This is a genomic window from Pseudomonas sp. B21-047, from assembly GCF_024748775.1.
Taxonomy (GTDB): domain Bacteria; phylum Pseudomonadota; class Gammaproteobacteria; order Pseudomonadales; family Pseudomonadaceae; genus Aquipseudomonas; species Aquipseudomonas capeferrum.
On sequence record NZ_CP087169.1, the window covers coordinates 2,747,629 to 2,771,849 of the forward strand.

The following is a 24,221-nucleotide window of genomic DNA, read 5'->3' on the forward strand; positions in this document are numbered from 1 at the left end:
TTTTCCGGTTTGTGCGCTCTATGCTTGGCCAGGCCGCGCTGATCCCCGGTGCGGCCGCCGAATATCGACCCGGTGCCGATGGTTGCAAGCCCTTTCAAAACCCTCCCCGGCCTGCTGCTGGCAGGCGCCTTGACCTGCCTGTGTGCCTGCACCCAGGAGCAAGGCCGTGACATCGTCAGCCAGTTTGGCAACGGCAAGCCCAGCGAGCTGTTCCAGACCAGTGTCGACCGCCTGGCGACGCTGTCCATGCGCGACAACCTGCAGAGCCTGTACCTGCTGATGAACAAGCTGTACCTGCGCAACCCGAACCAGTGGAAGATGTCCGGCTACGTCGATGCCGCCACGGCCGAGCGGCAGATCCGCATCGCCATCGAGCAGCGCCAACCCTTGGCGCAGTTGGGCAATCGGCGCGACCTTGCGGCCCTGAGTTACGCCCTGAGCCCGGAGTTTCGTGGCGATCGGGTCGGTGCGTTCATCTACGCCATCGGCAGCATGTTGATCACCGCCCATGGCGGGCGCTCCGAGTTCTACATGACCGACACCATCGACCCGCTGTTCGTCAACAACGCGGCGCGTAATATCGAGAAGGCCACCTGGATGCTCAGCCAGCGCCAGGATGCCAATGGCGTGCTGTTGCTGTTCTCCAACGAGATTTCGGAGGAGGGCAGCAACCTGAGTTTCGCCGTTGAGTTCGGCAAGATCGTCGCGCGCCTGGATTTGCTCGCAGAGCTGCTGGATGAGCGCTATCGGCGGATCGGGCTCAACTATGCGCAAAGCCTGTTGCTGATGAATTTTTTGCCGGTGCAGTGAATACCCTGCCTTCACAACAACGCCTGAATCGCCCGCCGATACCGTTGCCCTGCCAGGCTCATGCTGTTGTTGTGGGTAGCCCCCGGCACCAGCAACAAGGTCTTCGGCTCTTGCGCTGCGTCGAACAGCTGTCGGCTGAACCGCGAGGGTACAAAGCGATCGTCCAGCCCGTGCACCAGCAGCAACGGCAGGCCTACGTCCTTGATCTTGTCCAGCGAATCGAATTTTTGCGACATCAGCCAACGCACGGGCAGGGTGGTATCGGCAACAGCCGCAGCGACGTCGCCCAGGGAGGTGAAGGTGGATTCGAGTATCAAACCCCGAGCGGGGGGCGGGCTGCCGTCCTTGTGGGCTTGCCGTGCAAGCGCCGTGGCCAGCTCGACCGCGACCGCGCCCCCCAGGGAGTGGCCGAAGATCAACCGCTTGTTGGCATCAGGTTGCAGCTGGGCGAAGCGTGCCCAGGCGATCTGCGCATCTTCGTACACCGTCGCCTCGGAGGGCAGGCCGCCACGGCTCTGGCCAAAGCCGCGGTAATCCACGGCCAGCACCGAATAGCCCATGGCATGCAACTGCTCGATGCGGAACAATTGCCCGGTAAGGTTCCAGCGCACGCCGTGCAGGTACAGGATTGCAGGCGCATCGGCGCGTTTAGCCGGCCACCACCAGGCGTGCAGGCTCTGGTTGTCGGTGAAGCTGTGCGGGCGCAGGTCAAGTTCCTGCACCCCGCTGGGCAGGCCGCGGAACCAGCTGGCCTGGCCCGGCTCGATGCGGAACACCAGCTCGCGCTCTTTGTGCTGCAGAACGGCGCAGCCGGTGGGGAGGCCGATGACCAGCAGGGTGGCGCACAGCCAGGTGAGCCAACGGCGGCGCAGGTGGGTAAGGAAGAAGGTCGGCATGGCGCGGTTGTACCAGATGCATGGGGTTGGATGTCGGGAAAAACGCCGAGCGGTAGCTGCGCCCTTGCGCGACGCAAGGCCGCTCTACAACAGCGGCTGGAACGCTGACAGCAGCCAATCGCGCAGGCGTCGGCAGCTGGGCTCATGTTCCTTGTCTTCGTTGAAGGCCAGGAAGTGGAAGGTGTCCTTGAGCTCCAACTGCTGCGCCACCGGCCGCACCAGCAACCCTTGGGCAACGAGCGGGGCCACCAGATGGTGCCAGCCCAACGCCACGCCCTGGCTGCCCAAGGCAAGCTGCACCAGCAGGTTGTAGTCATTGGCATTGAAGAAATGCGGCGCCGTGCTGGAGCGGCTTTTCAGGTCGACATCATGGAACGCCAACCAAACGTTCCAGTCCACGTGTTCGGCCACCTGCGAGCGGCCATAAGGGCTGAGGTTGAGCAGCGAGCCATCGCGAATGCCTTCCAGGGTGGCCAGCTGCGGGTGCTGGGCCAGGTAGTGCGGGCTGCACACCGGGTAGATCAGGTCATGGTTGAGCGGGTGGCAGCTATAGCCCGCCTGGATCTTGCCCAGCTTGGTGATGTAGATGTCCGGCCGCACCCCAGGCTCCATCGACAAAAAGTTCTGGGTGGTCACCAGGTTGATGTCGATATCCGGGTTCTCGTCGAAGAACTTCGGCATCCGTGGCCCCAGCCACAAGGCGGCAAACGCCGGTGAGCAGCACAGGGTGACCACGTGCTTGGTGTTGGTATTGCTGCGGATTCGCTCGGCCGCCTGGGAGATGTTGACGAACGATAACTGCACCGCATCGAAGAAGATCGACCCGGCCACGGTCAGCTCCACCGCGCGGCCGACCCGGGTGAAGAGTTCGGCACCCAGGTAGGTCTCCAGCTCGCGGATCTGCCGGCTTACCGCCGCTTGGGTCACGCACAGCGCTTCGGCGGCACGGGTGAAGTTCTGGTATTTGGCGGCCGCGACGAACACTTTGACCGCGCGCAGCGAAGGCATCTTGAGCAGGGTCTGATCGGGTTCGGAGTGTCTGACCATGGTGCTGGGGTGGGGTCCTTCGTCTAGCCAAGGCCCTCACTCTAGCCTTTGCGCACCCTACGGTAAATGCACAAGCGCTCTGCCACCGGGGCTGCCGCCCAATTGATAACCTCAGGTAATGGTTAGCGCCCTGCAAATGTCGTTGGACCCGCTCTGGAGCTAGGCATAACGTGAAATACCGGCGCGACATTGAGACATCGATGTCGAATAATTTTTTGAAGCAGGACTTTCTGCGTGCCGGTTTTGACTCACGTTCGATTTTGAACGGACTGCCAAGCGTACTCGCACTGATCTACCCGCCTTATTGAAAGTGCGAAGTTAATAGATTGGTTATAAGCATAATAAAGAGGGTCGTATGAGCCATGCCGATGAGATTCTTTCGGTAAACAACATCTTCAAAGTGTTCGGCCCCAACCCGAACATGGCCATGGAGATGCTCCGCAAGGGCGCCGACAAGAACGAAATCTTCAGCAAGACCGGCCACGTCGTCGGCGTGTTCGATGCAAGTTTTTCCGTCAAGCGTGGCGAAATCTTCGTCATCATGGGCCTGTCAGGCTCGGGCAAGTCGACCATGGTGCGGCTGTTCAACCGCCTGATCGAACCCACCTCTGGCAGCATCCACCTCAACGGCCGTGAAATCACCGGGCTGTCCGATAAAGCCTTGCTTGATGTGCGCCGCAAGGAAATGGGCATGGTGTTCCAGTCCTTTGCCCTGATGCCGCACATGAGCGTGCTGCAGAACACGGCCTTTGGCCTGGAAATCGCCGGCGTCGGCGAAGCCGAGCGCCACAGCCGTGCCCGCGAAGCGCTGAGCCAGGTTGGCCTGGCCGGCCACGAGCACAGCTACCCGCACCAGCTTTCCGGTGGCATGCAACAACGGGTAGGGCTGGCCCGCGCGCTGGCCAACGACCCGACCATCCTGCTGATGGACGAAGCGTTCTCGGCCCTCGACCCGCTGATCCGCAGCGAGATGCAGGGCGAACTGATGCGCCTGCAGGCCGAACAGCAACGCACCATCATCTTCATTTCCCACGACATCGAGGAGGCTATCCGCATTGGCCACCGCATCGCGATCATGGAGGGCGGCCGGGTGGTGCAGATCGGCACGCCGCAAGCGCTGATCAACCAGCCGGCCAACGACTATGTACGCGCGTTCTTCAAGACCTTCAATAGCCGCTGCCAGTGCGCCAGCCTGGCAAACAGCGCGCCGTTGCAGTCCCTGAGCCGCCACTGAACCTACGCGAGGTTGTCCCATGCCCGAATTCAGCCTGCTCGACCCGTTCCAGGCGGCCACCATCCCCCTGGGTGACTGGGTCACCGCCACCCTCAACTTCCTCGTGCACAACTTCCGCGAGGTGTTCCGCGCCATTCGCTGGCCGATCGACCAGGTGCTCAATGGCATCGAGTTCACCCTGCAGAGCATTCCACCCACCATTGGCATCCTGCTGTCGTCGTTGCTCGGCTGGCAGCTGGCCGGCAAGCGCATGGCGCTGTTGTGCTTCGTCACCCTGACCCTGCTCGGTTTGATTGGCGTCTGGTCGGAGTCGATGACCACTCTGGCGCTGGTGCTCACCTCGGTGTTCTTCTGCGCGGTGATCGGTATTCCGCTGGGCATCGTCTGCGCCCGCAGCAACCGCCTGGAAAGTATCATTCGCCCGCTGCTCGATGCCATGCAGACGCTGCCGGCGTTCGTCTACCTGGTGCCGGTGGTGATGCTGTTCGGTATCGGCAACGTGCCGGGCGTGCTGGTGACCATCGTCTTCGCCTTGCCACCGCTAGTACGCCTGACCAACCTGGGCATCCGCCAGGTGCCGGAAGACAAGATCGAAGCCGCCCGCGCCTTTGGCTGCACGCCGCGGCAGATGTTGACCCGGGTGCAACTGCCGCTGGCCACCTCGACCATCATGGCCGGGCTCAACCAGACCCTGATGCTGTCGCTGTCGATGGTGGTGATCGCCTCGATGATCTCGGTCGGCGGCCTGGGCCAGATGGTGCTGCGCGGCATCGGCCGGCTGGACATGGGCCTGGCCACGGTCGGTGGCGTCGGGCTGGTGCTGCTGGCGATCTTCCTCGACCGCCTGACCCAGGCCATGGGCGCGCGCAGCAGCGCCGACCCGAGCCTGCGCTGGTACCACACCGGGCCGGTGGGCGTGGTGCTGCGCCTGTGCGGTGCAGGGCAAGCTGCAGGGCGGCGCAAGACCGCCTGACACAACCCCATTTCGAACTGCCGCACACGCTATAAAAACCACAAGAAGGTACGCGACGATGTTGGAATCCATGTTTTCCCGCAGCATCCTGCAAGGCGCCAGTGCCTTGGCCCTGGTTGTCGCCTCGCTGTGCGCCAACGCTTCGGCCGACCAGCCGGGCGAAGGCGTGAAGGTGACGCCGATCTTCCCCTCCATTGCCGAGGAGCGCTTCCGTGGCGAGGTGGCCATGGAGGGCCTGCGCGAGCTGGGCTACAAGGTCCAGGAACCCAAGGAAACCGAATACGGCGTAATGATGGTGGCGCTGGCCAACGGCGATGCCGACTTCACCGTGCACCTGTGGGACAAGCTGCACGACAAGTTCTACCAGCAGGCCGGTGGCAATGACGTGATGGTCAAGGCCGGCGACATCATGCCGGGCGTGCTGCAGGGCTACCTGATCGACAAGAAGACCGCTGAGCAGTACCACATCAAGTACATCACCGACCTGAAAAGGCCAGAGATCGCCAAGTTGTTCGACACCGACGGCGACGGCAAGGCCAACCTCACCGGCTGCAACCCCGGCTGGGGCTGCGAGCTGGTCATCGCCCACCACATGAAGGCCTACGACCTGGGCGATAGCGTGCACGTGGACCAGGGCTCGTACTTTGCGCTGATGGCCGACACCATCACCCGCTACAAGGAAGGCAAGCCGATCCTGTACTTCACCTGGGTGCCACAGTGGATTTCCACCGTGCTGGTCGAGGACAAGGATGTGGTCTGGCTGGAAGTGCCGAAGACCGACCTGCCCGATGGCAACAACGCGGTCGACACGATGTACAAGGGCAAGAACCTGGGCTTTGCGGTCGACAAGGTCGAGGCTGTGATGAACAAGGAGTTTGCCGAAGAGAACCCGGCGGCCATCAAGTTCCTGTCACTGATGCAGATCACCACGGCTGACGAGAGCGCGCAGAACCTGAAGATGCAGCAGGGCGAGAAGAAGCCTGCCGACATCACCCGGCATGCCAAGGAGTGGGTGGCGGCGCACCGCCAGCAGTTCGATGAATGGCTGCAGGCGTCGCGCGCAGCGGCGACCCAGGCCAGCAAGTAACCTGGTCCATCGATGTTGGCTTCATCGCGGGTTCACCTGCGATGAAGGGCACCGCGATTTTCGCAGTAGAGTTGAAACCATGAGCCATTTCGAAAGCACCCTCAAGAACGCCAACCTGGCCCACCTGGACGCGGCTTGCCGCACCGCGCTGTCGATGCCGTGCCAACGCGTCGCCTTCGTGCTGCGCGAGCACTTCTCCATGATGGCCTTCACCGCCGCCATGGACACCTTGGTCACCGCCAACCTGATGAGCGCCACGCCACTGTTTCAGATCCAGGTGGTAGGGGATGGGGCGCAGGTCATGAGCGACCTGGGCATCGCCTTGCCGGTCAACACGCCACTGGCTGAGCTGGATGTGCAGGCCCTGGACAGCCTATTGGTGTGCGGTGGGTTTCGGGTGCGCCTGGAAAGCGCGCCGCTGCTGCGCGCCAAGTTGCGCCAGGCCGACCTGCATGGCTGCCAGCTCGGCGGTTTGTGGAACGGCGCCTACTTCCTGGCCGAGGCGGGCCTGCTCAATGATCACGACTGCGCCTTCCACCCCGATGGCCGGGCGATGATGAGCGAGCTGTACCCCAAGGTACGGGTCAGCCGCCAGGCCCATGTACTGGACCGCCGGCGTTTGAGCTGCGCGGGCGCCAGCAGTGCCTTGGACATGATGCTGGCGTTGCTTGAACACAGCGGCGGCCCGGTATTGCGCCGGGCAGTGGAGCAGATGCTGGCGTGCGACCGCGCGCGGGTGATGAGTGATGCGCCGGCCAGCGCAGCGGAAATAGACCCGAGCCTGCCCAAGGGTTTACGTTTGGCCCTTGAGCTGATGCATGCCAATATCGAAGACCCGATCGGCATCGACGAAATCGCCGAGCATGCGGGGTTGTCGCGTCGTCACCTGGAGCGTTTGTTCCGCCGCCATGTGCAGGCGACACCGCCGCGCTATTACCTGGAGCTGCGCCTGACCCATGCACGCCAGCTGCTGCAACACACCAGCAAGTCACTGACCGAGGTGGCGGTAGCCAGTGGGTTTGTGAGTTTTCCGCATTTCTACCGGCGTTTTCGCGAGCTGTTCGCCATCGCCCCGCGCCAGTTCCGGGCGCGCAGCCAAGGTTGGGCGGTGCAGCAGAGCGCATAATTGTGTTCGGTAATCGAACATTGGGCATTGGCGCCTTGTCCGCTATCCGCCCGCCCATTCCAATCGTCGCATTGCCCAACCCCCGCCTTTTTGCTTAAGTGTGGCCATTCACCGGCTGTCGCCTGCCCCAATTCCCTGCGCCCAGCCCGATAGAATGACCGTGAACGACCGCAACCACCGGCCACAAGCCCGTAGGGAGCGGCGCCCAGAACAATAACGAAACCGAGTGCCTTGCCTATGGAAAGCCGCCTGCTGAGCGAGCGCAGTAGCGTGTTTCATCATGCCGACCCCTATGCTGTGTCCGACTATGTGAACCAGCACGTGGGCCAGCATTGCATCGGCTTGTCCCGCACCACCCATCCCCAGGCCAGCCTCAGCCACCGTAAGTTCGCCGAACTCGACCTGTGCCGCATCAGTTACGGCGGTAGCGTGCGCGTCACCTCGCCAGCACTGGAAACCATCTACCACCTGCAGGTGCTGCTCAACGGCAACTGCCTGTGGCGCGGGCACCAGCGCGAGCATCACCTGGTGCCCGGCGAGCTGCTGCTGATCAACCCCGACGACCCGGTTGACCTGACCTACTCGGAAGACTGCGAGAAATTCATCCTCAAGGTGCCGACCCGGTTGCTCGATTCGATCTGTGACGAGCACCGCTGGCAGCGGCCTGATGGCGGCGTGCGGTTCTTGCGCAACCACTACCGGCTGGAGGAGCTGGACGGGTTCGTGAACCTGCTGGCCATGGTCTGCCATGAAGCCGAGGTGAATGAGCCGTTGCCCCGCGTGCAAGGGCACTACAGCCAGATTGTCGCGAGCAAACTGCTGACCTTGATGAGCACCAACATTCGGCGCGAAAGCCTGAATGCGCCGGCGGCGAGCCTGGAGCGGATACTGGATTACATCGAGCGCAACCTGAAGCTTGAACTGTCAGCCGAGGTGCTCGCAGAGCAGGCCTGCATGAGCTTGCGGTCGCTGTATGCGCTGTTTGATCGGCACCTAGGTACCACGCCCAAACATTATGTACGGCTGCGCAAGCTGGAGCGGGTGCATGCATGCCTGAGCGATGCCAGTTGCAGCGTGAGGAGTGTGACCGAGCTTGCCATGGACTATGGCTTCCTGCACTTGGGACGCTTTTCGGAAACCTACCGCCAGCGCTATGGGGTATTGCCCTCGGTGACGCTGCGCAACCGCGGTTGATGTGCACAAAGCGGATAGCACTCTGCACGAAAAGGATATTGCCACCACGCCTTGATCCCTAACCTGACATGGTCTGAACAATAACAATGGAGACCCTGGCCATGTCCCTGGGATTCGACTACCTCAATGCCATGCTCGAGGACGACCGTGAACAGGGCATCTACCGCTGCAAGCGCGAGATGTTCACCGACCCACGGCTGTTCGACCTGGAGATGAAACACATCTTCGAGGGCAACTGGATCTACCTGGCCCATGAAAGCCAGATCCCCGAAAAGAACGATTTCCTCACCCTGACCATGGGGCGCCAACCGATCTTCATCGCGCGCAACAAGGACGGGGTGCTCAATGCCTTCCTCAATGCCTGCAGCCACCGTGGTGCCATGCTGTGCCGGCACAAACGCGGCAACCGCGCCAGCTACACCTGCCCGTTCCACGGCTGGACCTTCAACAACAGCGGCAAACTGCTCAAGGTCAAAGACCCGAGCAACGCCGGCTACCCCGACAGCTTCAATTGCGATGGCTCCCACGACCTGACCAAGGTCGCGCGTTTCGAATCGTACCGGGGCTTCCTGTTCGGCAGCCTGAAGGCCGATGTCAAACCGCTGGTGGAGCACCTGGGCGAGTCGGCCAAGATCATCGACATGATCGTCGACCAGTCGCCTGAAGGCCTGGAAGTGCTGCGCGGCGCCAGTTCGTACATCTACGAAGGCAACTGGAAGCTCACTGCCGAGAACGGCGCCGACGGCTACCACGTCAGCTCCGTGCACTGGAACTACGCCGCCACCCAGAACCAGCGCAAACAGCGCGAGTCGGGTGACGAGATCAAGACCATGAGCGCCGGTGCCTGGGCCAAGCAAGGCGGGGGCTTCTATTCCTTCGACCACGGGCACCTGCTGCTGTGGACCCGTTGGGCCAACCCCGAGGACCGCCCGGCATTCGAGCGCCGTGATGAGCTGGTTGCCGACTTCGGCCAGGCACGCGCCGACTGGATGATCGAAAACTCGCGCAACCTGTGCCTGTATCCCAACGTGTACCTGATGGACCAGTTCAGTTCGCAGATCCGCATTGCCCGGCCGATTTCGGTGAACAAGACCGAAATCACCATCTACTGCATTGCGCCCAAAGGCGAAAGCACCGATGCCCGCGCCAAGCGCATCCGCCAGTACGAGGACTTCTTCAACGTCAGTGGCATGGCCACCCCGGACGACCTGGAAGAGTTCCGCTCGTGCCAGACCGGCTACGGCGGCGGTACCGGCTGGAACGACATGTCCCGCGGCGCTGCGCACTGGGTCGAAGGCGCCGACGAGGCAGCCCGCGAAATCGAGCTCAAACCGCTGCTGTCGGGTGTGCGCACCGAGGACGAAGGCCTGTTCGTGCTGCAGCACAAGTACTGGCAGGACACCATGATCCAGGCGCTCAAGGATGACCAGCAACTGATCCCCGTGGAGGCCGTGCAATGAGCCTCTACGAAACCGTGCGCGACTTCCTCTACCGCGAAGCGCGCTACCTGGACGATGCCCAGTGGGACCAGTGGCTGGAGCTGTATGCCGCCGACGCCAGCTTCTGGATGCCGGCCTGGGACGATGACGACCGCCTCACCACCGACCCGCAAAGCGAGATATCGCTGATCTGGTACGGCAACCGTGGCGGCCTCGAGGACCGGGTGTTCCGCATCAAGACCGAGCGCTCCAGTGCGACCGTGCCGGATACCCGCACCTCGCACAACATCAGCAACATCGAGATCGTCGAGCAAAGCGAGGGCTACTGCCAGGTGCGCTTCAACTGGCACACCCTGAGCTTTCGCTACAAGACCACCGACAGCTACTTCGGCAGCAGCTTCTACACCCTTGACCTGCGCGGCGAGCAACCGCTGATCCAGGCCAAGAAGGTGGTGCTGAAGAACGACTACGTGCGTCAGGTCATCGACATCTACCACATCTGATCCGAGGTAACGCGAGCCGCTCGGTGTGCCGCTTGGCGCGCCGTGGCGACGCTCGCCCGCGAGGTGCTACATGAGCTTCCAGATCGCACTGAATTTCGAAGACGGGGTGACCCGCTTCATCGAGGCCGATGGCCATGAAACCGTGGCCGATGCGGCCTATCGCCAGGGCATCAACATCCCGCTGGACTGCCGCGACGGCGCCTGCGGCACCTGCAAGTGCAAGGCCGAAGCCGGGCGTTACGACCTGGGCGATAACTTCATCGAAGACGCCCTGAACGAGGACGAAATCGCCGAAGGCTATGTGCTGACCTGCCAGATGCGCGCCGAAGCCGACTGCGTGCTACGCATCCCGGCGTCTTCGCAACTGTGCAAGACCGAGCAGGCCAGCTTCGAGGCCGCCATCAGCGATGTGCGCCAGTTGTCGGCAAGCACCATTGCCCTGTCGATCAAGGGCGAGGCGTTGAGCCGGCTGGCGTTTCTGCCGGGGCAGTACGTCAACCTCAAGGTGCCGGGCAGCGAGCAGAGCCGTGCCTACTCGTTCAGCTCGCTGCAGAAGGACGGCGAAGTCAGCTTCCTGATCCGTAACGTACCCGGCGGGCTGATGAGCAGTTTCCTCACCAGCCTGGCCAAGGCCGGCGACAGCATGAGCCTGGCAGGGCCGCTGGGCAGCTTCTACCTGCGGCCGATTCAGCGGCCGCTGTTGCTGCTGGCCGGTGGTACCGGGCTGGCACCGTTCACCGCGATGCTGGAGAAGATCGCCGAGCAGGGCAGCGAACACCCGTTGCACCTGATCTACGGGGTGACCAACGACTTCGACCTGGTCGAACTGGACCGCCTGCAGGCCTTGGCGGCGCGCATCCCCAACTTCACCTTCAGTGCCTGCGTGGCCAACCCTGACAGCCAGCATCCGCAGAAGGGTTACGTCACCCAGCACATCGAGCCGCGCCACCTCAACGACGGCGATGTGGATGTGTACCTGTGCGGGCCGCCGCCGATGGTCGAGGCGGTCAGCCAGTACGTGCGTGAGCAGGGGATTACGCCGGTGAACTTCTACTACGAGAAGTTCGCGGCGGCTGCGGCCTGAGCGTTCGTGGGGGCTGCCGCTCCCACCCAGACAGCATCAATATGGAGCGTTTCAGATGACGACAAGATTTCACGATAAAGTCGCCCTGGTCACCGGTGCTGCCCAGGGCATTGGCCGAGGGGTGTGCTGGCGGCTGAAGGCCGAAGGCGCGCAAGTGGTGGCGGTGGACCGTTCCGAGCTGGTGCACGAACTGGCCGGGGAGGGCATGCTGACCCTCACCGCCGACCTCGAGCAGCACAGCGATTGTGCCCGGGTCATGGCCGCTGCAGTCGAGGCCTTCGGGCGCCTCGACATCCTGGTCAACAACGTCGGCGGGACCATTTGGGCCAAGCCCTTCGAACACTATGAAGTGGAACAGATCGAGGCCGAAGTGCGCCGCTCACTGTTCCCGACCTTATGGTGCTGCCACGCCGCGTTGCCCTACATGCTCGAACGTGGGGCAGGGGCCATCGTCAACGTTTCGTCCATCGCCACCCGTGGCGTCAACCGCGTGCCCTACGGCGCGGCCAAAGGCGGCGTGAACGCACTGACCGCCTGCCTGGCCTTCGAAACCGCCGGCCGCGGTATCCGCGTCAATGCCACCGCCCCTGGCGGCACCGAGGCGCCGCCGCGGCGGGTGCCACGCAACAGCGCCGAGCAGAGCGAGCAGGAAAAGGCCTGGTACCAGCAAATCGTCGACCAGACCCTCGACAGCAGCCTGATGCACCGCTACGGCAGCATCGACGAGCAGGTTGGCGCCATCCTCTTCCTGGCCTCCGACGAGGCCTCCTACATCACCGGTGTGACCTTGCCGGTAGGGGGCGGCGACCTCGGCTGAGCCACACCCTAAGGCAAAGGTTTTCTTCCACAACAAAAACAATAGAGACAGCTGCCATGCGAACCCTTGACGTACACCCGATCATCGATAACGCGCGCTTCACACCCTTCCACTGGATGGTCATGGCCTGGTGCGGCCTGTTGCTGATCTTCGACGGTTATGACTTGTTCATCTACGGCGTGGTGTTGCCGGTGATCATGAAGGAGTGGGGGCTGACGCCACTGCAGGCCGGGGCCCTGGGCAGCTACGCGTTGTTCGGGATGATGTTCGGCGCCCTGGTATTCGGCAGCCTGGCCGACCGGATCGGGCGCAAGAAGGGCATCGCCCTGTGCTTTGCCCTGTTTTCCACGGCAACCATCCTCAACGGCTTCGCCAGCAGCCCCAGCGAGTTTGGCATCTATCGCTTTATCGCCGGCCTGGGCTGCGGCGGGTTGATGCCCAACGCCGTGGCTCTGATGAACGAATATGCGCCAAAACGCCTGCGCAGCACGCTGGTGGCGATCATGTTCAGTGGCTACTCGTTGGGCGGCATGCTTTCGGCAGGCGTCGGTATCTTCATGCTGCCGCGCTTCGGCTGGGAGTCGATGTTCTTCGTCGCAGCCGTACCCCTGTTGCTGTTGCCGGTGATTCTCTACTACCTGCCGGAATCCATTGGTTTTCTGGTACGCCAAGGGCGCACTGATGAAGCCCGCGCACTGCTCAAGAAGCTCGACCCCGCTTGCGACATACAGCCTGGCGACAGGTTGCAGGCAACGGACCGCAAGGGCGGCAGCAACGCTGTCGTGGAGCTGTTTCGCAACGGCCTGGCCGTGCGCACCCTGGCCCTGTGGCTGGCGTTTTTCTGCTGCCTGCTGATGGTCTACGCACTCAGTTCGTGGCTGCCAAAACTGATGGCCAACGCAGGTTACAGCTTGGGTTCGAGCCTGTCGTTCTTGCTGGTGCTGAACTTCGGCGGCATGGCCGGGGCGATTCTGGGGGGCTGGTTGGGCGACCGCTACAACCTGGTCAAGGTCAAGGTCAGCTTCTTCATCGCCGCAGCACTGTCGATCAGCCTGCTGGGCGTCAACAGCCCGATGCCGGTGCTGTACCTGCTGATCTTCATCGCCGGCGCCACCACCATCGGCACGCAAATACTGCTGTATGCCGGCGCGGCGCAGATGTACGGCCTGTCGGTGCGCTCCACCGGCCTTGGCTGGGCCTCGGGGATCGGCCGCAACGGCGCCATCGTCGGCCCGCTGCTGGGGGGCGCACTGATGGGCATCAACCTGCCGCTGCAACTCAATTTCATCGCGTTCGCCATCCCTGGCGCAATTGCTGCGCTGGCCATGGCCGTGCACCTGGTCAGTGGCCGGCGGCATGGCCTGGCTACGGCTGCGCAGGCCTAGCAAGACCACAGGCCTTGCAAGAGGCCTGATCCACACACCCGCCCCAAGCCTTGCGAGAGGTGCCATGAAAACCCTGTTCAAGGACAGCTCGCTGTCCGCCATCGTCGCCGGTTGCCTGGCGACGATGATTTCCTACGCCGGCCCGCTGGTGATCATCTTCCACGCCGCCGAGGCCGCGCACATGCCTCACGGCCAGCTGTCGTCCTGGGTGTGGGCCGTTTCCATGGGCAGCGGTGTGCTCGGCGCATTGCTGAGCCTGCGCTATCGGGTGCCGGTGGTGATCGCCTGGTCGATCCCGGGTTCGGCCCTGTTGGTGACTGCCTTGCCGGCACTAGGGCTGGAGCAGGCCGTGGGGGCCTACCTGGTGGCGAACCTGATCCTGCTGCTGATTGGCCTCAGCGGGGCCTTCGACCGCATCATCACGCGCCTGCCCGGGTCCATCGCTGCTGGCATGCAGGCGGGCATCCTGTTCAGTTTCGGCACCGAGGTGTTCCGCGCCTTGCCCGTGCAACCGCTGCTGGTACTGGCGATGTTCGTTACCTATGTGCTGATGCGCAGGGTTCAGCCGCGTTATGCGGTGGCCGCCGTATTGTGCATAGGGGCCGTCGTCACCGTGGCCAGCGGCGCGTTCCGCAGTGAGGCCCTGGTGCTGCAACTGGCCTCGCCCCAGTGGGTTACCCCGCAGTTCAGCCTGGCGGCAGTGTTCAGCCTGGCGCTGCCACTGGTGCTGGTGGCCCTGACCGGGCAGTTCATGCCAGGGATGGCGGTGCTGCGTAACGCCGGCTACGCCACACCGGCCAGCCCTTTGATCGGTGCCAGCGCCATCGGCGGCGCCTTGCTGGCACCTTTCGGTTGCCACGGCCTGAACTTGGCAGCCGTCACCGCCAGCCTGTGCACCGGCCATGAGGCCCATGAAAACCCGCGCCGGCGTTATGTCGCGGCCGTCGCCGGCAGCGTGTTGTACCTGCTGTTGGGGGTTGCCGGTGCCACGTTGATGTCGCTGTTTGCTGCCTTCCCTGCGGCATTGATCGCAGCCCTTGCTGGGCTTGCCCTGTACGGGGCGATCAGCGAAGCCCTGGCGCGCAGCCTGGCCGAACCTATGGAGCGCGATGCCGGCCTGTTCACCTTCCTGGTCACCGCCTCGGGGGTGTCTTTCCTTGGCCTGTCGGCGGCGTTCTGGGGGCTGCTGTTCGGCCTGCTGGCGCATGCGCTGCTCAGGCTGCGTCGGCCGCAAGCGAGCGAGGCATTGCGCCGTACCCCATGAGCCCCGTGTTCCCAGCGCTTTATCCATAACAACAAGATCAAGAGAGCTTCGGAATGAACCACACCCCTTGCGTTGCCATCGGCCTGACCTTGCTCAGCCAACCTGCGCTGGCCGCTGATGGCGGCTTCTTCGAGGATTCGAAAGCCAGCCTCAGCGCCCGTAATTACTACTTCAGCCGTGACTTCTCGGACATCGTCGGGGCCAATCAGCAGTCCAAGGCCGAGGAGTGGGCCCAGGGCTTCATTCTCGACTTCAAGTCGGGGTACACCCCCGGCACGGTCGGCTTTGGCGTGGATGCCCTGGGCCTGTTGGGCATCAAGCTCGACAGCAGCCCTGACCGGGTCAATACCGGCCTGCTGCCGGTGCATGGCGATGGCCGTGCCGCAGACGAGTACAGCCGCCTGGCTCCGACGTTCAAGGCCAGGCTGTCGAAGACCGAGCTGCGTGTTGGCGAGCTGCAACCCAACTTGCCGGTGCTGACCTTCAGCGATATCCGCCTGTTACCTCCGACTTACCAGGGGGTGAGCCTGAGCACGTCCGAGCTGCAAGGCCTGACCCTGCAGGGCGGGCATTTGCGGTCAACGCACCTGCGCAACGAAGGCGGCGACGGCAAGATGAACGCCATGCTCGGCCATGTGCCGATGCGCCAGGCACAAAGCGATGCGTTCAACTATGTCGGCGGCGACTACGCGTTCAATGCGAACCAGAGCAGTGTCAGCCTGTGGTACGGGCAACTGGAAGACATCTACGAACAAGGTTTTGTCGGCTTCAAGCACAGCAAACCCGTGGGGGACTGGGTGCTGAGTGCCAACCTGGGGTACTTCACCGCCCGCGAAGACGGCGACGCACTGCTCGGCACCATCGACAACCAGGCCTTCTTCTCGCTGTTCACCGCCCGGCAGGGTGGGCACAGCGTGCATGTGGGGTACCAGGGCATCTACGGCGACAGCCCGTTCCCCCGGGTATTCGCCAACATCTCACCGTTGGGCAACGAGGTCCCTACCTACGAGTTCGCGTATACCGACGAGCGCTCCTATCAGCTGCGCTACGACTACAATTTCGCCGCCATGGGCGTACCCGGGTTGACGGCAGGGGTGCGTTATATCACCGGCAACAATGTCGATACCGGGCTGGGCTACGAGGGCCGTGACCGCGAGCGGGACCTGGATATCGGCTATGCGGTGCAGAGCGGGCTGCTGAAAGGGTTGGGGATCCGGCTGCGCAATGCCATGGCCCGCTCCAACTACCGCAGTGATATCGATGAGAACCGCCTGATCCTGGTGTACACCTGGCAGTTGCTGTGAATACCCATCGCCCGGCTGTTGCCACCTTTTGTCACTGAACCGCATTTGCACCGCAGGGCTTGAGGGGGGTAGTTTTCCTGGGTCATCCACACAGGAACTCCCCCTTGGACTCATTGACCCAAGCCGTACTCGGCGCCGCCCTGCAGGGCACTGTGCTCGGCCGCATCCAGGGCCGCCGTTCGCTGCTGTATGGCGCCGCGCTGGGCACCCTGCCTGACCTGGACGTGATCATCCGCTACGCCGACCCGGTCTCGCAGATGACCTACCACCGGGGCTTCTCCCACTCCCTGTTCGTCCTCACCGCTCTGGCGCTGTTGCTGGCCTGGTGCGTCAACAGGTACTGGCCGGGCAAGGGCTACACATTGCCGCGGCTGTTCCTGGCGTTCTGGCTGGTGCTGGTCACCCACCCGGTGCTCGATGCCTTTACCGTGTATGGCACGCAACTGTTCTGGCCGCTGTCGGTTACCCCGCAAAGCTGGGCGGCGGTATTCATCATCGACCCGGTCTATACCGTGCCGCTGCTGGCCGCAGTTGTCTACACCCTTGCCAAGGGGGTGACGGGCAAGGCCGTGAGGCTGATGACCTTGGCACTGGTCTTCAGTACCGCCTACCTGGGCTTTGGCCTGGCCGGGCGGATGCAGGCGGAGCAGCGTTTTCAGGCAGCCCTGGACCACCAAGGCATCACGGCCAGTGACGTACGCGCCGTGCCTATCGCCTTCAACAGCCTGATCTGGCGCGTGCTGGCCAAGACCCCGGAGGGCGCGTACTACGAAGGTGTCAGCAGTTGGCTCGATCAACATCCGCCGGAAATGCAGCGCCTGCCCCGCAACCTTGAACTGGCTTCGGCGCTTGCCGCTGCGCCACTGCATCAACGCCTGCGCTGGTTCACCGATGACTGGCTGCGTTACGACGAGGTCGACGGCGCGCTGGTGGTGACCGACCTGCGCATGGGGATCCCAGGCAACTACACCTTCCGTTTCAACATGGCCCACCGCGACAGCCAGGGGCACTGGGTTGCCGATACCCCCACGGCATGGCAGGGGGCAGGGGTAGCGTCGATGTTCAACAGCCATGACCTGGCCTTGATCTGGCGGCGCATCGTCGACCAGCAACCGCCCCTGCCGCTGGCTGCCTGGACCTCCCGCTACCTGGCGCCGACGGCGGCACAGCGCGGGCACTAGGGGATGCGCTCGGCAGGGCTGGACCTGGTCAAGTGGGTGGCGATCGTGACCATGGTCGCCGACCACCTGCGCTTCATATGGCCGCGTGCCGAAGGTTTGTTCATCCTTGGCAGGTTGGCCTTCCCGCTGTTTTGCCTGGCTATCGCCGTCAATCTCGGGCGCCGGCACGGGGGGGCGCCGTCAACCGGCGTCAACCTGCGTTACCTGGGCGCGATGCTGGTGTTTTCAGTAGTGTCCGAATGGCCCTACCGTTGGCTGGACAGCGGTTCGCAGACGTTCAGTGTGATGCCGACGCTGGCCCTTGGGCTCCTGGTAGCTTTGGGCGTGCAGCAGCATCAGGTGGCAGCACGGGTACTTGGCCTGGTAGCCCTGGCGGCTGCGGCCCTGTTCAGTGAACGCCTGATGTACGGCCTGGCCGGCGTGCTGTTGCCGGCCGCCTGGCTCATGGCCCGCCGCCTGGGCGCGCTGACGTGGCTGCTGCCGTGCCTGCTGGCGATGGCGGGCAACCTGACCAACGGCTGGTTGCGCGAACATCCGCTCGCGCCGTTCACCCTGCTGACCTTGGCCGCCGCTGCCCTGGCGGTGCCGTTCGGCTGTTTGCTATTACGTCGTGATGAGTGGCGCGTGCCTGCGGTGGGGCGCTGGGGGTACCTGTTCTACCCGGTGCATTTGCTGGTGATCAACGCGCTTATTTGAAGGGGTACACGGGCATTTTGCCGGTGAATTCGGGTACAGGATTCAGCTATTTTCGATACTGGTAAAATTGTTAGTAGCTTCTCGCCGACAAAGCGCTCAGTATGTGGCTTGCAGGGGCTTGTTGTTTGACATGGCCCTCGTTGTAAATTTCACGGAAAACGCATCAAAACAGCCATCGAGGGCTCAGAGCATGTCCAACAGACAAACCGGTACAGTTAAATGGTTCAACGATGAAAAAGGCTTCGGCTTCATCACCCCACAGGGCGGTGGCGACGATCTCTTCGTTCATTTCAAAGCCATTGAATCGGACGGCTTCAAGTCGCTGAAAGAAGGCCAGACTGTCAGCTTCGTTGCCGAAAAAGGGCAAAAAGGCATGCAGGCCGCCCAAGTGCGTCCTGAGTAAGACACGTACCAGCCGGCTCAACGTTCGAACAGGCACCCGCAACCTTGCGGGTTGACCGAGGTACTTGATCGAACGATGTGAAGCCTGGCAATTGTGTAACGTGTAAAAAAAGCTCCGTATCGAAAGATATGGGGCTTTTTTCGTTTTGGCTGGACAGTAGCAGTGGTCGCCCGATCAACAGAGATTACCTGGTAATAATGCTAGTAGCCGTCTGCTTGCCGATGGGCGATTATTTACAGTGATCGGTGAATAGTTTGCTCCAGGCTGCTGATAACAGTGACCATTCAAACACAACAGGAGGTGCTGTTCATGCCCCAAAAAGCGCAGTCGCTGACCGCAATGTCGTTAGCACAGGTTGATCCCCAGTTTGTAGCACCGGGGGTTGGCGAGGTTGTGTTTCTGATGGGGGACGGCGGCCAAGGTGCCCCGATCATCCGCGAGGGTCAGCACGTCAGTTATGAAATCGAGCAGCGGGAAGATGGGCTGTTCTATGCGGTGAACATCGTCATCGAAGACGAGCCACCCTTGAACTAGATTAACTGCTCGATGGCTGGCCAAGGGGCTTCATAGCCCCTTGCCGATCTGCCTTCAACTGCGCGCCAGTCGCCCGCTGACAAAGTGCGCCACATCATTGAAACCTGGGGTAGATGCATGCCCCGGCGTCACCAGCGAATCGATGAACGCTTCATCCTCTCCCGTGATCTTCATCTCCAGTGCCCCGGCATAGGTGTCCCATTGCGCTTCGGTGCGGGGCCCGACAATCGCCGAACTGACCTGTTGGTTGTTGAGCACCCAGGCAATCGCAAATTCCACGATACCCACGCCCTTGGCCTCGACGTATGCCTGGATCTGGCGAGCAATGGCCAGTGACTCCTGGCGCCACTCCACTTCCATGATGCGCTTGTCCTGGCGCCCTGCACGGCTACCGGCATCCGGTACCGAGCCAGGTGCGTACTTGCCGCTGAGCACGCCGCGGGCCAAGGGGCTGAACGGCACCACGCCCAGGCCATGGTAGGCCGCTGCGGTCAGTTGCTCGGGCTCTGCCTGGCGGTTGACGATGTTGTACAGCGGCTGGCTCACCACCGGCTTGGCCACGCCCAGGCGCTCGGCCAGGTTGCAGATTTCGGCAATACGCCAGCCGCGGAAGTTGGACACGCCCCAGTAGCGGATCTTGCCCTGGCGCAGCAGGTCGCCGATGGCCTGCACGGTCTCCTCCAGCGGCACCTTGTGGTCCTCGCGGTGCAGGTAGTAGATGTCCAGGTAGTCCAGGTCCATGCGCGTCAACGTGGCATCGATGGCATTGAACACATGTTTACGCGACAACCCGCTGCGGTTGGGCAGGCCGTCGGCGGGGCCAAAACCAACCTTGGAGGCGACGATCCAGTCCTGGCGATGACGTGCCACGGCTTCGCCGACAATTTCTTCCGAGCGCCCGGCGTTGTAGACATCGGCGGTGTCGATGAAGTTGATGCCCTGATCCCAGGCTTTTTCGATGATCCGCAGGGCGTCTTCGGTGCTGGTCTGCTCGCCGAACATCATGCTGCCCAAGGTAAGGGCGGAAACCTGCAGGCCACTTTGGCCGAGGGGACGGTAGATCATGCGGGTAAGTCCTTTGCAGTGGGCTGATGTGCCTGTTTTACACAGAACCAGGCGGCATTGAAAGCCAGCAGCAAGGGCTGACACACCTGTGCCATGGCTGCATCAGCTGTGCCATGGCTGCTGCAGCCACAGCCTGTGGTCAGGCGCTGGCCCTTTGTGCTCAAACCCCTCTGGCATGGCTGTTTCGAAGCTGCCGGGCGGCGCTGGCACAACCGTTGCTCTATCTGTTGCAGGCGCCTGCCATGGCGTCGCCATAACAAGAACGGAGAAGCCACCATGAACCGAACAGGCCCGCACCGCCGGCCCTTCCCGCACGCCTTGGGCTGCCTGGCCCTAGCCTTGGCCTGCTGCGCACCTGCCTATGCCGCCGACGTCGATGGCAAACGCATCATCGCCGCCGACCAGGAACCCGGCAACTGGATGAGCCACGGCCGCACCTATGATGAACAACGCTTCAGCCCCCTCAAAGCCATCAACCAGGACAACGTCAATCAGCTAGGCCTGGCCTGGAGCTACAAACTCGACCTGGACCGTGGCGTGGAGGCCACGCCCATTGTGGTCGATGGGGTGATGTACACCACGGGCCCGTTTTCGGTGGTGTACGCGCTGGATGCCCGCAACGGCAAACTGCTCTGGAAATACGACCCGCAGTCGGATCGAAACCGTGCCGGAGAGGCCTGCTGCGATGCGGTAAACCGAGGCGTGGCGGTGTGGCAGGGCAAGGTTTACGTCGGCGTACTGGACGGGCGCCTGGAGGCGATCGATGCCAAGACCGGCAAGCGGGTCTGGTCGGTGGACACCCGCAGCGACCATAAACGCAGCTACACCATCACCGGCGCGCCGCGGGTGGTCAACGGCAAGGTCATCATCGGCAATGGTGGGGCGGAGTATGGCGTGCGCGGCTATGTAACGGCCTATGACGCCGAAACCGGCAAGCAGGCCTGGCGCTTCTTCACCGTGCCAGGTGACCCCAAGCTGCCGCCGGAAGACAAGGCCATGGAAATCGCCAGCAAGACCTGGCACGGCGATGCCTTCGTCGAGTGGGGCGGTGGCGGCACGGCCTGGGACTCGTTCGCCTACGACCCGGAGTTGAACCTGCTGTACATCGGCGTCGGCAATGGCTCGATGTGGGACCCGAAATGGCGCAGCCAGGCCAAAGGCGACAACCTGTTCCTGTCGTCGATCGTCGCGGTCAATGCCGACACGGGCGAATACGCCTGGCACTACCAGACCACCCCGGGCGATGCCTGGGACTTCACCGCCACCCAGCACATGATCCTTGCCGAGCTGCCGATCAACGGCAAGCAACGCAAGGTGCTGATGCAGGCACCCAAGAATGGCTTTTTCTATGTGCTGGACCGCGCCACTGGCGAGCTGCTGTCGGCCAAGAACATCGTGCCGGTGAACTGGGCCAAGGGCATCGACATGAAGACCGGGCGGCCCATCCTCGACGACGAGGCGGCGGCCTACTGGAAGGACGGCAAGCGCAAGCTGGTGACCCCGGCATTCTGGGGCGCTCATGATTGGCACCCGATGTCGTACAACCCGAACACGGGGCTGGTGTACATCCCGGCGCATATCATGTCGGCCTACTACGAGCACATTCCCGACGCACCCAAGCGCAACCCGTTCAAAAGCGTGTACCAGCTGGGTCTACGCACCGGCATGATGCCCGAGGGTGCCGAAGGCCTGCTGGAGATGGCCAAGACCTGGTCCGGCAAGCTGATCGCCTGGGACCCGGTTAAACAGGCGCCCGCCTGGGAAGTGCCCTACATCACTATCTTCAACGGTGGCACCTTGAGCACCGCCGGCAACCTGGTGTTCGAAGGCAGCGCCGATGGCCGGGTGATCGCCTACGCCGCCGACACCGGCAAGAAACTCTGGGAGTCACCGGCCGCCAGTGGCGTGATGGCGGCACCGATCAGCTATTCGGTCGATGGCGAGCAGTACGTCACCTTCATGGCCGGTTGGGGCGGGGCATTCTCGACGTTTGCCGGGGCACTGTCGCTGCGCGCCGGGGTACAGCCTTTCTCCCAGGTGCTGACCTACAAGCTTGGCGGTAATGCCACGTTGCGTGAGCCGGCACCGCCCGCCAACGCGCCCGAACCGCCACCCCTGACCGCTGATGCCAACGCAGTGGCCGCCGGTGCTGCCCTGTACGACGGCAACTGTTCGCAGTGCCATGGCATTCATGCCGTCAGCGGCGGCGTACTGCCTGACCTGCGCAAGCTCAGCGCGGAAAAACACCAGATGTTCCTCGGCATCCTCTATGGCGGCCGCGTGCCCGATGGCATGCCGTCGTTTGCCGACAACCTCAAGCCCGAGCAGGTGGAACAGGTGCACCAGTACCTCATCAAGCGTGCCCATGACCTCAAGCGCGAGGGCAGTACCTGGCAGCAGTTCAGCGCCAAGCCGGCTGCCCAGTCGCCACTGGCCGACAACCACCCACAGGAGTGAATGACCATGACTGCAACGATCTACCAGAACTACATCGACAATGCCTTCCTGCCCTGCGAGCAACTGATCGAGGTGTACAACCCGGCCAACGCACAGCTGCTGGGGCGTGTCCCGGAGTCGCCGGTGGAGCACGTGGAGCGGGCCATTGCCGCAGCGCGTCAAGCGCAAAAAGGCTGGGCGGCCAAGCCTGCCATCGAGCGCGCCGGGTATCTGCGCCAGATCGCGACAAAGGTACGCGCCAATGCCGAACGCCTGGCGCGCATCATCACCCTGGAAGGCGGCAAGGTGCAGGGGCTGGCGCAGGTCGAGGTCAACTTCACGGCCGACTACCTCGACTACATGGCTGAATGGGCGCGACGCCTGGAAGGCGAGGTGCTGACCAGCGACCGCGCCAATGAGCACATCTTCCTGATGCGCAAACCCTTGGGTGTGGTGGCTGGGATCTTGCCGTGGAACTTCCCGTTCTTTTTGATCGCCCGCAAGATGGCCCCGGCGTTGTTGGCGGGGAACACCATCGTAATCAAACCCAGTGAGGAAACGCCGATCAATTGCTATGAGTTCGCGAAGTTGGTGGCCGAGGCCGACCTGCCAGCGGGTGTGTTCAACGTGGTCGGCGGCAAGGGGGCGAGCGTCGGCCATGGGCTGTCCAGCCATGCCGGTATCGACCTTGTAAGCTTTACCGGTAGCGTCGCCACCGGCGCACGGATCATGGCTGCGGCGGCGCCGAACATCACCAAGCTCAACCTTGAACTGGGCGGCAAGGCCCCGGCGATCGTGCTGGCGGACGCCGACTTGGACCTGGCGGTGAATGCCATCGTCGCCTCGCGGGTGATCAATACAGGCCAAGTGTGCAACTGCGCCGAGCGGGTGTACGTGGAGCGCCAGGTGGCCGACGCCTTCGTCGACAAGGTGGCCCAGGCCATGGCGGCCACCCGTTATGGCGACCCGTCGAGCCGTGCCGACCTGGACATGGGGCCGCTGATCAACCAGGCCGGGCTCGACAAGGTGGCGCAGATGGTGCGTACGGCGGTCGGGCAGGGCGCCCAACTGGTAACCGGCGGGCAGGTGGCCGACCTGGGTGCCGGGTTCCATTACCAGCCGACTGTGCTTGCGGGCTGTGCGTCGGACATGGAGATCATGCGCAAGGAAATCTTCGGGCCGGTGTTGCCGATCCAGGTGGTCGATGACCTGGACGAGGCGATTGCCTTGGCCAACGACAGCGAATACGGGTTGACGTCTTCGCTTTACACCCGCGACCTGAATGCGGCGCTGAAGGCCTGCCGCGAGATCGACTTTGGCGAGACCTACATCAACCGCGAGAACTTCGAGGCCATGCAGGGCTTCCACGCCGGGGCGCGCAAGTCCGGGGTCGGCGGGGCGGATGGCAAGCACGGCTTGTATGAGTACATGCGCACGCAGGTGGTGTACATCCAAGGGTAGAGGGTGGCTTTGCTGGCCTCTTCGCGGGGCAAGCCCGCTCCCACTGAACAACTGCTAACTCATCGATTTAGCGAGACGCTGTGGGAGCGGGCTTGCCCCGCGAACACCGGCGAAGCCGGTGCCAGGCACCGTGCACGGCCATTCGCGGAACAGGTGTTTTACCTGTGTGCGTGCTTTCCTGCTCAGTAGCAGATTGATCAATGGCGTATGGGGCAGTACCTGCACGCTGCTTGTAGGGTAATTCTGATTTTCGCAGGCCCAGGCTTTTGCATGTTTTTCCAG

At 62.9% G+C, this 24,221-nt stretch carries 22 protein-coding genes; 19 read left to right on the forward strand and 3 right to left on the reverse strand.

Features of this window, described 5'->3' with window-relative positions:
• Window positions 1–78 precede the first annotated feature (78 nt).
• Complete coding sequence (locus LOY26_RS12330) at window positions 79–810, forward strand: hypothetical protein (protein ID WP_033697706.1); 732 nt, start codon at window positions 79–81, stop codon at window positions 808–810.
• An 11-nt stretch (window positions 811–821) separates the two neighbouring features.
• On the opposite strand, the gene LOY26_RS12335 is transcribed toward LOY26_RS12330, so the two are convergent.
• A complete protein-coding gene (locus LOY26_RS12335; RefSeq protein WP_186664587.1) occupies window positions 822–1,706 on the reverse strand; it encodes an alpha/beta hydrolase in 885 nt (294 codons plus the stop codon).
• Between the two features lie 84 nt (window positions 1,707–1,790).
• Window positions 1,791–2,753 (reverse strand): LysR family transcriptional regulator, encoded by a 963-nt coding sequence (locus LOY26_RS12340; protein ID WP_047583596.1) that lies wholly within the window; start codon window positions 2,751–2,753, stop codon window positions 1,791–1,793.
• A gap of 355 nt (window positions 2,754–3,108) precedes the next feature.
• On the opposite strand from LOY26_RS12340, the gene LOY26_RS12345 reads away from it, so the two are divergent.
• From LOY26_RS12345 to LOY26_RS12420, 16 genes are all read left to right on the forward strand, one after another.
• The gene (locus tag LOY26_RS12345) at window positions 3,109–3,987 is read left to right on the forward strand and encodes a glycine betaine/L-proline ABC transporter ATP-binding protein (RefSeq protein WP_271910504.1); all 879 of its coding nucleotides are present in this window, start codon (window positions 3,109–3,111) and stop codon (window positions 3,985–3,987) included.
• Between the two features lie 19 nt (window positions 3,988–4,006).
• The gene (gene proW / locus LOY26_RS12350) at window positions 4,007–4,960 is read left to right on the forward strand and encodes a glycine betaine/L-proline ABC transporter permease ProW (RefSeq protein WP_186652967.1); all 954 of its coding nucleotides are present in this window, start codon (window positions 4,007–4,009) and stop codon (window positions 4,958–4,960) included.
• 58 nt (window positions 4,961–5,018) lie between these two features.
• Entirely contained in the window at window positions 5,019–6,047 is a 1,029-nt protein-coding gene (gene proX, locus LOY26_RS12355) for a glycine betaine/L-proline ABC transporter substrate-binding protein ProX (RefSeq protein ID WP_258714822.1), read from the forward strand.
• A gap of 79 nt (window positions 6,048–6,126) precedes the next feature.
• A complete protein-coding gene (locus LOY26_RS12360) occupies window positions 6,127–7,173 on the forward strand; it encodes a GlxA family transcriptional regulator (RefSeq protein WP_258714823.1) in 1,047 nt (348 codons plus the stop codon).
• Between the two features lie 237 nt (window positions 7,174–7,410).
• Complete coding sequence (locus tag LOY26_RS12365; protein ID WP_186652973.1) at window positions 7,411–8,367, forward strand: AraC family transcriptional regulator; 957 nt, start codon at window positions 7,411–7,413, stop codon at window positions 8,365–8,367.
• A 101-nt stretch (window positions 8,368–8,468) separates the two neighbouring features.
• Window positions 8,469–9,827 (forward strand): benzoate 1,2-dioxygenase large subunit, encoded by a 1,359-nt coding sequence (gene benA, locus LOY26_RS12370; RefSeq protein ID WP_047583601.1) that lies wholly within the window; start codon window positions 8,469–8,471, stop codon window positions 9,825–9,827.
• Window positions 9,824–10,309, forward strand: a complete 486-nt coding sequence (gene benB / locus LOY26_RS12375; protein WP_186652974.1) for a benzoate 1,2-dioxygenase small subunit — start codon at window positions 9,824–9,826, stop codon at window positions 10,307–10,309. The genes benA and benB overlap by 4 nt, the downstream gene beginning before the upstream one ends.
• A gap of 70 nt (window positions 10,310–10,379) precedes the next feature.
• Window positions 10,380–11,393: a benzoate 1,2-dioxygenase electron transfer component BenC gene (gene benC / locus LOY26_RS12380; RefSeq protein ID WP_033697720.1), complete on the forward strand. Its 1,014-nt coding sequence runs from the start codon at window positions 10,380–10,382 to the stop codon at window positions 11,391–11,393.
• Between the two features lie 55 nt (window positions 11,394–11,448).
• Window positions 11,449–12,210 carry a 1,6-dihydroxycyclohexa-2,4-diene-1-carboxylate dehydrogenase gene (locus tag LOY26_RS12385; protein WP_033697722.1) on the forward strand — a complete coding sequence of 254 codons (762 nt, stop codon included), beginning with the start codon at window positions 11,449–11,451 and terminating at the stop codon, window positions 12,208–12,210.
• A gap of 56 nt (window positions 12,211–12,266) precedes the next feature.
• A complete protein-coding gene (locus tag LOY26_RS12390) occupies window positions 12,267–13,595 on the forward strand; it encodes an aromatic acid/H+ symport family MFS transporter (protein ID WP_258714824.1) in 1,329 nt (442 codons plus the stop codon).
• A 64-nt stretch (window positions 13,596–13,659) separates the two neighbouring features.
• The gene (locus LOY26_RS12395; RefSeq protein ID WP_258714825.1) at window positions 13,660–14,859 is read left to right on the forward strand and encodes a benzoate/H(+) symporter BenE family transporter; all 1,200 of its coding nucleotides are present in this window, start codon (window positions 13,660–13,662) and stop codon (window positions 14,857–14,859) included.
• A 53-nt stretch (window positions 14,860–14,912) separates the two neighbouring features.
• Window positions 14,913–16,163, forward strand: a complete 1,251-nt coding sequence (locus LOY26_RS12400; protein WP_186664577.1) for an OprD family porin — start codon at window positions 14,913–14,915, stop codon at window positions 16,161–16,163.
• A gap of 104 nt (window positions 16,164–16,267) precedes the next feature.
• Window positions 16,268–17,344 carry a metal-dependent hydrolase gene (locus LOY26_RS12405; RefSeq protein WP_186664575.1) on the forward strand — a complete coding sequence of 359 codons (1,077 nt, stop codon included), beginning with the start codon at window positions 16,268–16,270 and terminating at the stop codon, window positions 17,342–17,344.
• Between the two features lie 3 nt (window positions 17,345–17,347).
• Window positions 17,348–18,040, forward strand: a complete 693-nt coding sequence (locus tag LOY26_RS12410) for a conjugal transfer protein TraX (protein ID WP_258714826.1) — start codon at window positions 17,348–17,350, stop codon at window positions 18,038–18,040.
• A gap of 190 nt (window positions 18,041–18,230) precedes the next feature.
• On the forward strand, window positions 18,231–18,443 hold the full coding sequence (locus tag LOY26_RS12415; protein WP_003179963.1) for a cold-shock protein: 213 nt from the start codon (window positions 18,231–18,233) through the stop codon (window positions 18,441–18,443).
• A 309-nt stretch (window positions 18,444–18,752) separates the two neighbouring features.
• Window positions 18,753–18,977: a hypothetical protein gene (locus tag LOY26_RS12420; protein WP_186652983.1), complete on the forward strand. Its 225-nt coding sequence runs from the start codon at window positions 18,753–18,755 to the stop codon at window positions 18,975–18,977.
• 54 nt (window positions 18,978–19,031) lie between these two features.
• Here the strand turns inward: LOY26_RS12420 and LOY26_RS12425 are convergent, their stop codons facing one another.
• The gene (locus tag LOY26_RS12425; protein ID WP_258714827.1) at window positions 19,032–20,042 is read right to left on the reverse strand and encodes an aldo/keto reductase; all 1,011 of its coding nucleotides are present in this window, start codon (window positions 20,040–20,042) and stop codon (window positions 19,032–19,034) included.
• A 276-nt stretch (window positions 20,043–20,318) separates the two neighbouring features.
• On the opposite strand from LOY26_RS12425, the gene LOY26_RS12430 reads away from it, so the two are divergent.
• Both LOY26_RS12430 and aldA read left to right on the forward strand, forming a co-directional pair.
• Window positions 20,319–22,499, forward strand: coding sequence for a PQQ-dependent dehydrogenase, methanol/ethanol family (locus LOY26_RS12430; protein WP_186664571.1), 2,181 nt, complete (start codon window positions 20,319–20,321; stop codon window positions 22,497–22,499).
• A gap of 6 nt (window positions 22,500–22,505) precedes the next feature.
• Window positions 22,506–23,939, forward strand: a complete 1,434-nt coding sequence (gene aldA / locus LOY26_RS12435; RefSeq protein WP_258714828.1) for an aldehyde dehydrogenase — start codon at window positions 22,506–22,508, stop codon at window positions 23,937–23,939.
• Window positions 23,940–24,221 lie beyond the last annotated feature (282 nt).